An 8429-nucleotide genomic window follows, 5' to 3' on the forward strand; every position below is an offset into this window, starting at 1 on the left:
CGCCGGACCGGATTCGCTGAAGGATTTGGCCGACGGCAACGGCAAGTTCTTCCAGACGCTGAAGAAGGCGACACGCCCTCTGATCATCGTTGGCCAGGGCGCGCTGGCGCGTGCCGACGGCGCGGCCGTGCTCGGACAGGCGGCCAAGCTCGCCGCCGCCGTAAACGCTGCCCGCGCTGACTGGAACGGCTTTGCCGTGCTGCACAACGCGGCCGGCCGCGTCGGCGGTCTCGATCTCGGTTTCGTGCCGGGCGAGGGCGGCAGAAACGTTGCCGGCATGCTGGGCGAAATGGAGCTCCTGTTCCTGCTCGGCGCCGACGAGATCGACATGGCCAAGACCGGCGGCGCTTTCGTCGTCTATATCGGCACGCATGGCGACCAGGGCGCGCACCGCGCCAATGTCATCCTGCCGGCGGCCGCCTACACGGAAAAGTCGGCCACCTACGTCAACACCGAAGGCCGCGTGCAGCAGACCAACCGCGCCGGCTTCGCGCCGGGCGAGGCGCGCGAGGACTGGGCGATCCTGCGGGCGCTGTCGGATGTGCTGGGCAAGAAACTGCCGTTCGATTCGCTGCCGCAGCTGCGCGCCAAGCTCTATGGCGAATACCCGCATCTGGCCCGTATCGACCAGGTCGCGGCGGGCAATGCCGAGGACATCACCGGGGTGGCGAAGCTCGGCGGGCGGCTGAACAAGGGCACCTTCACCTCGCCGGTGACGGATTTCTACCTGACCAACCCGATCGCGCGGGCATCGGCCGTGATGGCGGAATGCTCGGCACTGGCCAAGAGCGGCTTCAAGCAGGCGGCGGAATAAGCATGGACACTTTCTTCTCCTTCTACGTGCTGCCGGCGCTGATCATTCTGCTGAAATCGGTCGTGCTGATCGTTATCCTGCTGATTTTCGTTGCCTACATCCTCTACGCCGACCGCAAGATCTGGGCGGCGGTGCAACTGCGCCGTGGCCCGAACGTCGTCGGCCCCTGGGGCACGCTGCAAGCTTTCGCCGATCTGCTGAAATTCGTCTTCAAGGAGCCGGTCATCCCGTCCGGCGCCAACAAGGGCGTGTTCCTGCTGGCGCCGCTGGTCTCGGCCGTGCTGGCGATCTCGGCCTGGGCGGTCATTCCGGTCAATCAGGGCTGGGCGATCGCCAACGTCAATGTCGGCATCCTCTATGTCTTCGCCATCTCCTCGCTTGAGGTCTATGGCGTGATCATGGGCGGCTGGGCCTCCAACTCGAAATATCCGTTCCTCGGCGCGCTGCGTTCGGCCGCTCAGATGGTGTCCTACGAGGTCTCGATCGGCTTCGTCATCGTCACCGTTCTGCTCACCGCCGGCTCGCTCAACCTCACCGATATCGTGCTGTCGCAGCATGATGGAATTGGTACGCGGCTTGGCCTGCCCAACACCTTCCTCGACTGGAACTGGCTGGCGCTGTTCCCGATGTTCATCATCTTCTTCATCTCGGCGCTGGCCGAGACGAACCGGCCGCCTTTCGATCTGGTGGAAGCCGAATCGGAACTGGTCGCCGGCCACATGGTCGAATATTCGTCGACGCCGTTCCTGCTGTTCTTCCTCGGCGAGTATGTCGCCATCGTGCTGATGTGCGCGCTGGCCACCATCCTGTTCCTCGGCGGCTGGCTGCCTCCGTTCGACTTCGCGCCGTTCACCTGGGTGCCGGGCGTCATCTGGTTCGTGCTGAAAGTCTGCTTCGTGTTCTTCGGCATCTCCATGGTGAAGGCCTTCGTGCCGCGCTACCGCTACGACCAGTTGATGCGGCTTGGCTGGAAAGTGTTCCTGCCGATCTCGTTGTTCATGGTGGTCGCCACCGCGGCCTTCCTCAAGATCACGGGGTTTGCGTGATGTCCGCTCTTTCCCAAGCCGCCAAATCGCTGCTGCTGCAGGATTTCGTCAGCGCCTTCTTCCTGTCGATGCGCCAGTTCTTCGCGCCGAAGGAGACGATCAATTATCCGCACGAGAAGGGGCCGACCAGTCCGCGCTTCCGCGGCGAGCATGCGCTGCGCCGCTATCCCAATGGCGAGGAACGCTGCATCGCCTGCAAATTGTGCGAGGCGATCTGCCCGGCGCAGGCCATCACCATCGAGGCCGGCCCGCGCCGCAATGACGGCACGCGCCGCACGGTTCGCTACGACATCGACATGGTGAAGTGCATCTATTGCGGCTTCTGCCAGGAAGCCTGCCCGGTCGACGCCATCGTCGAGGGGCCGAATTTCGAATTCGCGACGGAGACGCGCGAGGAACTCTACTACGACAAGGACAAGCTGTTGGCGAATGGCGACCGGTGGGAGCGCGAACTGGCGCGCAACATCTCGCTGGACTCGCCCTACCGCTGATATTTGACGCATGGGCGGGGCAGGGGCCTCGTCCAGAGGATGATCCCGAAAAGTTGCGGACTTTTCGGACCAGATCATGCTCCGGAATACAGAGTGGCCCATGTTTCTTTCGATCGGGCCTTTCAACCCGATCGGAACATGGGCTAGGACAACGCGGCTTTGGAACCGGAGGCGGAACCAGGCCAGAGACAACAAACAGGACGAGCGTCCTGTTCGTACAGGAACCCGGGGGATCCCCAATGTTGAGTGGACTAGAGGCGGCCTTTTTCTACCTCTTCGCCTTTGTCGCGGTGGCTTCGGCGTTCATGGTCATTTCGTCGCGCAACCCCGTGCATTCGGTGCTGTTCCTGATCCTGACCTTTTTCAACGCCGCCGGCCTGTTCATGCTGACCGGGGCCGAGTTCCTGGCGATGATCCTGCTCGTCGTCTATGTCGGCGCGGTGATGGTGCTGTTCCTGTTCGTGGTCATGATGCTCGACGTCGATTTCGCCGAGATGAAGGAAGGCGCACTGCAATATGCGCCGATAGGCGCGCTGGTCGGGCTGATCCTGGCGGCGGAGCTGATCGTCGTTCTCGGCGGCTACACTTTCGCGCCGCAGCTCGCTTCGACGGTCTCCAAACCCATTCCGGATCTCGCCACGCGGACCAATACCGCCGCGCTCGGCGACATCCTCTATACCGACTACCTCTACTACTTCCAGATTTCGGGCCTCGTGCTGCTGGTCGCCATGATCGGCGCCATCGTGCTGACCCTGCGCCATAAGCCAGGCGTCAAGCGGCAGTCGATCGCGGCCCAGGTCGGCCGCACGCCGGCGACCGGCATGGAAATCCGCAAGGTCAAGACAGGCGAGGGACTCTGAGATGGTTGTCGGCATCGCACATTATCTGACCGTATCGGCTGTTCTGTTCACGCTCGGCGTGTTCGGCATCTTCCTGAACCGCAAGAACGTCATCGTCATCCTGATGTCGGTCGAACTGATCCTGCTGGCGGTCAACATCAATTTCGTCGCCTTTTCGGCGGCACTGGGCGATCTGGTCGGCCAGGTGTTCGCGCTGTTCGTGCTGACGGTCGCGGCGGCCGAGGCCGCCATCGGACTTGCCATTCTCGTCGTCTTCTTCCGCAACCGCGGCTCGATCGCGGTCGAAGACGTGAACATGATGAAGGGTTGACGGAACCACCATGTATCAGGCCATCGTCTTCCTTCCCCTGCTCGGCTTCCTGATCGTCGGCCTGTTCGGCACGTCGCTCGGCGCCAAGGCGTCCGAATACATCACCTCCGGTTTCCTGGTGATCGCGGCCGTGCTGTCGTGGGTCGCTTTCTTCACCGTCGGTTTCGGCCATGGCGAGGTGTTCACCGTGCCGGTGATGCGCTGGATCCAGTCAGGCGGGCTGGAAGCGGCCTGGGCGCTCAGGATCGACACGCTGACGGTGGTGATGCTGGTGGTGGTCAACACCGTGTCGGCGCTGGTTCACATCTATTCGATCGGCTACATGCACCACGATCCGAACCGGCCGCGCTTCTTCGCCTATCTGTCGCTGTTCACCTTCGCCATGCTGATGCTGGTGACATCAGACAATCTGGTGCAGATGTTCTTCGGCTGGGAAGGGGTGGGCCTCGCCTCTTATCTGCTGATCGGCTTCTGGTACAAGAAGCCGTCGGCCAATGCCGCGGCAATCAAGGCCTTCGTCGTCAACCGCGTCGGCGATTTCGGCTTCGCGCTCGGCATTTTCGGCCTGTTCGTGCTGTTCGGTTCGGTCAATCTCGGCACCATCTTTGCCAATGCGGCGACGTTCATTCCGGCCGAAGGCGCCCCGCACGGCGCCGCGGTGCTGACCTTCCTCGGCTATGCGCTGGACAAGCAGGCGGCCATGACGATCGTTTGCCTGCTCCTGTTCATGGGCGCCATGGGCAAGTCGGCGCAAGTGCCGCTGCACACCTGGCTGCCGGATGCCATGGAAGGCCCGACACCGGTTTCCGCGCTGATCCATGCCGCCACCATGGTGACGGCCGGCGTGTTCATGCTGGCACGGCTGTCTCCGCTGTTCGAACTGTCGCATTCGGCGCTGACTGTGGTGACCTTCATCGGTGCCTTCACGGCCTTCTTCGCGGCCACCGTCGGTCTCGTCCAGAACGACATCAAGCGCGTCATCGCCTACTCGACCTGCTCGCAGCTCGGCTACATGTTCGTGGCACTCGGCGTCGGCGCCTATGGCGCGGCGATCTTCCACCTGTTCACGCATGCCTTCTTCAAGGCGCTGCTGTTCCTCGGCTCGGGCTCGGTCATCCATGCCGTGTCCGACGAGCAGGACATGCGCAAGATGGGCGGCCTCAGGAAACTGATCCCGACCACCTACTGGATGATGGTGATCGGCACGCTGGCGCTGACCGGCGTCGGCATTCCGGTGACGGTCATCGGCACCGCCGGCTTCTTCTCCAAGGACGCCATCATCGAGAGCGCCTTTGCCGGCCACAATTCGGTTGCCGGCATGGCCTTCGTGCTTTTGGTCATCGCCGCCTGCTTCACCTCCTTCTACTCCTGGCGGCTGATCTTCATGACCTTCCACGGCAAGCCGCGGGCGAGCCATGAGGTGATGCACCATGTCCATGAATCGCCGCCGGTGATGCTGGTGCCGCTGTTCATCTTGGCCGCGGGCGCGCTGTTTGCCGGCGTCATCTTCCACGGTGCCTTCATCGGCGAGGGCTATGCCGAGTTCTGGAAGGCATCGCTGTTCACACTGCCTGACAATCACATCCTGCACGACATCCACGAATTGCCGCTGTGGGTCGAACTGTCGCCCTTCATCGCCATGCTGATCGGCTTCGCGCTGGCCTGGAAATTCTACATCCGCTCGCCGGAAATGCCGGTCAACCTCGCCGCGCAGCATCGCGGGCTCTACGCCTTCCTGCTCAACAAGTGGTATTTCGACGAGCTCTACGACTTCCTGTTCGTGCGGCCCGCCAAGCGCCTCGGCCATTTCCTGTGGAAGACCGGCGACGGCACCATCATCGACGGCCTTGGCCCGGATGGCATTGCGGCGCGCGTCGTCGATGTCACCGACCGCGTCGTCAAGCTGCAGACCGGCTATCTCTACCACTACGCCTTCGCCATGCTGATCGGCGTTGCCGCACTCGTCACCTGGATGATGCTCTGATGACCGCCTGGCCAATCCTCTCGCTGGTCACCTTCCTGCCGCTGGTTGGTGTGCTGCTTATCCTGTTCATCAATGACGACAGCGAAAATGCACGCCGCAACATCCGCGCCATCGCGCTGTTGACGACGACTTTCACGTTCATCATCTCGCTGTTCATCTGGACCGGATTTGACAATTCGCAGTCCGGCTTCCAGTTCGTCGAGAAGGTCGCCTGGCTCGACTCCGGCATTTCCTACCATATGGGCGTCGACGGCATCTCGATGCTGTTCGTCATCTTGACGACGTTCCTGATGCCGCTCTGCATCCTGGCGTCGTGGGAATCGATCGAGAAGCGCGTGAAGGCCTACATGATCGCCTTCCTGCTGCTCGAAACGCTGATGATCGGCGTGTTCTGCGCGCTGGACATCGTGCTGTTCTACGTCTTCTTCGAAGCCGGCCTGATCCCGATGTTCATCATTATCGGCGTCTGGGGCGGCAAGCGGCGCGTCTACGCCTCGTTCAAGTTCTTCCTCTACACGCTCGCCGGCTCGGTGCTGATGCTGCTCGCCATCATGGCGATGCTCTTCCAGTCCGGCACAACCGACATCCCGACGCTGCTGACCCACAACTTCCCGGCCAGCATGCAGACCTGGCTATGGCTTGCCTTCTTCGCCTCCTTCGCGGTGAAGATGCCAATGTGGCCGGTGCACACCTGGCTGCCCGACGCGCACGTCGAGGCGCCGACGGCGGGCTCCGTCATCCTGGCCGGCATCCTGTTGAAGATGGGCGGGTACGGCTTCCTGCGCTTCTCCTTGCCGATGTTCCCGCTGGCGTCGGAAATGTTCGCGCCGCTGGTCTTCGCGCTGTCGGTCGTCGCCATCATCTACACCTCCCTGGTGGCGCTGATGCAGGAAGACATGAAGAAGCTGATCGCCTATTCGTCGGTTGCTCATATGGGCTTCGTCACCATGGGCATCTTCGCCATGAACCAGGAAGGCGTGCAGGGCGCGATCTTCCAGATGCTCAGCCACGGCCTCGTCTCCGGTGCGCTGTTCCTGTGCGTCGGCGTCATCTACGACCGCATGCACACACGTGAGATCGCGGCCTATGGCGGCCTGGTCAACAACATGCCGAAATACGCCACGGTGTTCCTGATCTTCACCATGGCCAATGTCGGCCTGCCCGGTACCAGCGGCTTCGTCGGCGAGTTCCTGACCATGCTCGGCGTGTTCCGGGTCAACACCTGGGTGGCGTTCTTCGCCGCCACCGGCGTCATCCTGTCGGCCGCCTACGCGCTCTGGCTCTACCGCCGGGTGATCTTCGGTGCGCTGACCAAGGACAGCCTGAAGGGCCTGCTCGACCTGTCGCTGCGCGAGAAGGTGATCATCTACCCGCTGGTCGTTCTAGTCATCTTCTTCGGCGTCTATCCCGCCCCGGTCTTCGACGCGACGGCCGAATCGGTCAAGTCGCTCGTCACCAATGTCACTGCATCCATCGGCGCCGCGCAGACCGCGGCGGCGAACTGACCAGAGGTTTTGCGAACCATGACGCCGGACCTTCTCTCCAGCCTGTCGCTCTCGACGCCAGAGCTGATCCTTGCCGTCGGCGCGCTGGCGCTGCTGATGGTCGGAGCCTATTCGCGCGCCAACACGGCCAACACGGTAACCGGCCTTGCGGTGGCCGTGCTGGCGATCGCAGGCGCCTGGCTGATCTTCCGGACCGGGCAGGGCAGCGCTTACGGCAATGCCTTCATCCAGGATTCCTTCGCCCGCTTCATGAAGGTGCTGGCGCTGGTCGGCTCGGCGGTGACGCTGGTGATGTCGATGCGCTTTGCCAAGGCTGAACGCTTCGACAAGTTCGAATATCCGGTGCTGATCCTGCTGTGCACGCTCGGCATGATGTTGATGATCTCCGCCAATAGCATGATCGGGCTCTATCTCGGCCTCGAACTGCAATCGCTGGCGATCTACGTGCTGTGCGCGATCAACCGCGACAATCTGCGTTCGACTGAGGCTGGCCTCAAATATTTCGTCCTCGGCGCGCTGTCGTCGGGCATGCTGCTCTATGGCATCAGCCTGGTCTATGGCTACACCGGCAACACCGGCTTCCAGGAAATCGCTTCTGCGCTCGGCAGCGGCGAGCGCCAGCTTGGCCTCGTTTTCGGCCTCGTCTTCGTGCTGGCCGGCCTGGCCTTCAAGATCTCGGCGGTGCCGTTCCACATGTGGACGCCAGACGTCTATGAGGGCGCGCCGACGCCGGTGACGGCCTTTTTGGCGGCGGCGCCCAAGATGGCGGCGATGGCGCTGATGGTTCGCGTCACCATGGGCGCGTTCAAGCCGATCGCCGCAGACTGGCAGCAGATCATCGTCTTCATCTCGATCGCCTCGATGGCGCTTGGTGCTTTCGCCGCCATCGGCCAGACCAACATCAAGCGGCTTATGGCCTATTCCTCGATCGGCCATATGGGCTACGCGCTGGTCGGCCTTGCCGCCAACAGCCAGGCCGGCGTGCGCGGCGTTGCCATCTACATGCTGATCTATCTGGTGATGACGCTCGGCACCTTCGCCTTCATCCTCGCCATGCGGCGCAAGGAAGGCAATGTCGAGCAGATCAGCGACCTGGCCGGCCTGTCGTCGACCAATCCGATCATGGCGACGATCCTGACCATCCTGATGTTCTCCCTGGCCGGCATTCCGCCGCTCGCCGGCTTCTGGGGGAAATGGTACGTCTTCCTCGCCGCCATCAACGCCAATCTCTATGCGCTGGCGATCATCGGCGTGCTGGCCTCGGTGGTGGGCGCCTATTACTACCTGCGCATCATCAAGATCATGTGGTTCGACGAACCGGTTGGCGGCTTCGTGCCGATGGCGACGGAATTGCGTGTCGTGCTCGGCGTCTCCGGCGCCTTCGTGCTGTTCTACGTGCTGATCGGCGGGCCGATCGGC

At 62.5% G+C, this 8429-nt stretch carries 8 protein-coding genes; all 8 read left to right on the forward strand.

Annotation, left to right across the window (positions count from 1 at the left end):
- A partial coding sequence (locus EN984_RS13675) for a molybdopterin-dependent oxidoreductase (RefSeq protein ID WP_164765468.1) occupies positions 1-814 on the forward strand: 814 nt, incomplete at its 5' end.
- Between the two features lie 2 nt (positions 815-816).
- Positions 817-1860: an NADH-quinone oxidoreductase subunit NuoH gene (nuoH, locus tag EN984_RS13680; protein ID WP_027034808.1), complete on the forward strand. Its 1044-nt coding sequence runs from the start codon at positions 817-819 to the stop codon at positions 1858-1860.
- Positions 1860-2351, forward strand: coding sequence for an NADH-quinone oxidoreductase subunit NuoI (nuoI, locus tag EN984_RS13685; RefSeq protein WP_023812382.1), 492 nt, complete (start codon positions 1860-1862; stop codon positions 2349-2351). The genes nuoH and nuoI overlap by 1 nt, the downstream gene beginning before the upstream one ends.
- Before the next feature lie 239 nt (positions 2352-2590).
- Positions 2591-3211 carry an NADH-quinone oxidoreductase subunit J gene (locus EN984_RS13690; protein WP_127267204.1) on the forward strand — a complete coding sequence of 207 codons (621 nt, stop codon included), beginning with the start codon at positions 2591-2593 and terminating at the stop codon, positions 3209-3211.
- Position 3212: 1 nt separating this feature from the next.
- Positions 3213-3521: an NADH-quinone oxidoreductase subunit NuoK gene (nuoK, locus tag EN984_RS13695; protein ID WP_010910101.1), complete on the forward strand. Its 309-nt coding sequence runs from the start codon at positions 3213-3215 to the stop codon at positions 3519-3521.
- Between the two features lie 10 nt (positions 3522-3531).
- Positions 3532-5505 (forward strand): NADH-quinone oxidoreductase subunit L, encoded by a 1974-nt coding sequence (gene nuoL / locus EN984_RS13700; protein WP_127267203.1) that lies wholly within the window; start codon positions 3532-3534, stop codon positions 5503-5505.
- Positions 5505-7010 carry an NADH-quinone oxidoreductase subunit M gene (locus EN984_RS13705; RefSeq protein ID WP_127267202.1) on the forward strand — a complete coding sequence of 502 codons (1506 nt, stop codon included), beginning with the start codon at positions 5505-5507 and terminating at the stop codon, positions 7008-7010. The genes nuoL and EN984_RS13705 overlap by 1 nt, the downstream gene beginning before the upstream one ends.
- Before the next feature lie 18 nt (positions 7011-7028).
- Positions 7029-8429: NADH-quinone oxidoreductase subunit NuoN (gene nuoN, locus EN984_RS13710; RefSeq protein WP_127383784.1), on the forward strand; the 1401-nt coding region annotated here is incomplete at its 3' end.

The organism is Mesorhizobium sp. M7A.F.Ca.CA.004.12.1.1, assembly GCF_003997835.1.
GTDB lineage: Bacteria > Pseudomonadota > Alphaproteobacteria > Rhizobiales > Rhizobiaceae > Mesorhizobium.

Coding starts and splice junctions, on each gene's coding strand:
- nuoH (WP_027034808.1), top strand. CDS start 817: ATGGACACTTTCTTCTCCTTCTACGTGCTGCCGGCGCTGATCATTCTG.
- nuoL (WP_127267203.1), top strand. CDS start 3,532: ATGTATCAGGCCATCGTCTTCCTTCCCCTGCTCGGCTTCCTGATCGTC.
- EN984_RS13705 (WP_127267202.1), top strand. CDS start 5,505: ATGACCGCCTGGCCAATCCTCTCGCTGGTCACCTTCCTGCCGCTGGTT.
- nuoK (WP_010910101.1), top strand. CDS start 3,213: ATGGTTGTCGGCATCGCACATTATCTGACCGTATCGGCTGTTCTGTTC.
- EN984_RS13690 (WP_127267204.1), top strand. CDS start 2,591: ATGTTGAGTGGACTAGAGGCGGCCTTTTTCTACCTCTTCGCCTTTGTC.
- nuoI (WP_023812382.1), top strand. CDS start 1,860: ATGTCCGCTCTTTCCCAAGCCGCCAAATCGCTGCTGCTGCAGGATTTC.